At 64.2% G+C, this 1,890-nt stretch carries 1 protein-coding gene and 1 pseudogene; both read left to right on the forward strand.

Annotation, left to right across the window (positions count from 1 at the left end; all coding sequences use genetic code 11):
- Positions 1-183: pseudogene (locus tag EN993_RS35330) on the forward strand (NADH-ubiquinone dehydrogenase); the annotation flags it as partial.
- Positions 184-256: 73 nt separating this feature from the next.
- Positions 257-1,890: NADH-quinone oxidoreductase subunit NuoG (gene nuoG, locus EN993_RS35335; RefSeq protein ID WP_127266194.1), on the forward strand; the 1,634-nt coding region annotated here is incomplete at its 3' end.

A 1,890-nucleotide genomic window follows, 5' to 3' on the forward strand; every position in this document is an offset into this window, starting at 1 on the left:
ATATCGGGCATCGGGCCCAAGCTTGAAAAAGTTCTCAACGGCTTGGGCATCTGGACGTATGGCCAGATCGCGGCATGGACGCCGCAAGAGGTTGCCTGGGTCGAGGATTATCTGTCGCTCACCGGCCGCATAAGTCGCGACGATTGGACAGCCCAAGCGGCGGCGCTCGCCGTCAAGAAGTGAATGAAATGCCGGGTCCGGTTTCGACCGTGCCCGGAACAAGAGATTGCGGGAACTCCGCAGGGGTTTGAGGCGAATGGCAAAGCTCAAGGTCGACGGGAAAGAGATCACTGTACCCGACCACTACACGCTGCTGCAGGCGGCGGAAGACGCTGGCGCGGAAGTGCCGCGCTTCTGCTTCCATGAGCGGCTGTCGATCGCCGGCAATTGCCGCATGTGCCTGATCGAGGTGAAGGGCGGGCCGCCCAAGCCGCAGGCTTCCTGCGCCATGAACGTGCGCGACCTGCGTCCGGGGCCGAATGGCGAGGCGCCGGAAATCTTCACCAACACGCCGATGGTCAAGAAGGCCAGGGAAGGCGTGATGGAGTTCCTGCTGATCAACCATCCGCTGGATTGCCCTATCTGCGACCAGGGCGGCGAATGCGACCTGCAGGACCAGGCGATGGCCTTCGGCGTCGATTCCTCGCGCTATCATGAGAACAAGCGCGCGGTCGAAGACAAATATATCGGACCGCTGGTCAAGACGGTGATGAACCGCTGCATCCATTGCACGCGCTGCGTCCGCTTCACCACGGAAGTCGCCGGCATTTCCGAGCTTGGCCTGATCGGCCGTGGCGAGGATGCCGAGATCACCACCTATCTCGAACAGGCGATGACCTCGGAGCTGCAGGGCAATGTCATCGACCTTTGCCCGGTCGGCGCGCTGACCTCAAAACCCTTCGCCTTCCAGGCGCGGCCGTGGGAGCTGACCAAGACCGAATCCATCGACGTGATGGATGCGGTCGGCTCGGCGATCCGCGTCGACAGCCGAGGGCGCGAAGTGATGCGCATCCTGCCGCGCGTCAACGAAGCGGTGAACGAGGAGTGGATTTCCGACAAGACCCGCTTCATCTGGGACGGCCTGCGCACGCAGCGCCTCGACCGCCCCTATGTGCGCAAGGACGGCAAGCTGGTTCCCGCCAGCTGGGCCGAAGCCTTTGCCGCGATCAAGGACGCGGTTTCGAAGGCGGCACCCGAAAAGATCGGCGCCATTGCCGGTGACTTGGCCGCCGTTGAAGAAATCTATGCGCTCAAGCTGCTGATGGCCTCGCTCGGCTCGAAGAATACCGACTGCCGCCAGGATGGCGCCGCACTCGATCCGGCGCTCGGCCGGGCGAGCTACATCTTCAATCCGACCATCGAAGGCATCGAGCAGGCCGACGCGGTGCTGATCATCGGCGCCAACCCGCGCTATGAAGCCTCGGTGCTCAACGCCCGCATCCGCAAGCGCTGGCGGATCGGCAATCTGCCGGTCGGCGTGATCGGCGATGTCGGTGACACGCGCTATGACTATGAACAGCTGGGCGCCGGACCGGATTCGCTGAAGGATCTGGCCGACGGCAATGGCACGTTCTTCCAGGTGCTGAAGAAGGCGACGCATCCGCTGATCATCGTCGGCCAGGGCGCGCTGGCGCGCGCCGATGGCGCGGCCGTGCTCGGCCAGGCGGCCAAGCTCGCCGCCGCTGTCAACGCTGCTCGCGCGGACTGGAACGGCTTTGCCGTGCTGCACAATGCGGCCGGACGTGTCGGCGGTCTCGATCTCGGCTTCGTGCCGGGCGAGGGTGGCAAGAGCGTTGCCGGCATGCTGGGCGAAATGGAGCTGCTGTTCCTGCTCGGCGCCGACGAGATCGACATGGCCAAGACCGGCGGCGCCTTCGTCGTCTATATCGG

The sequence above is a fragment of the Mesorhizobium sp. M7D.F.Ca.US.004.01.2.1 genome, from assembly GCF_003997785.1.
GTDB classification, from domain to species: domain Bacteria; phylum Pseudomonadota; class Alphaproteobacteria; order Rhizobiales; family Rhizobiaceae; genus Mesorhizobium; species Mesorhizobium loti.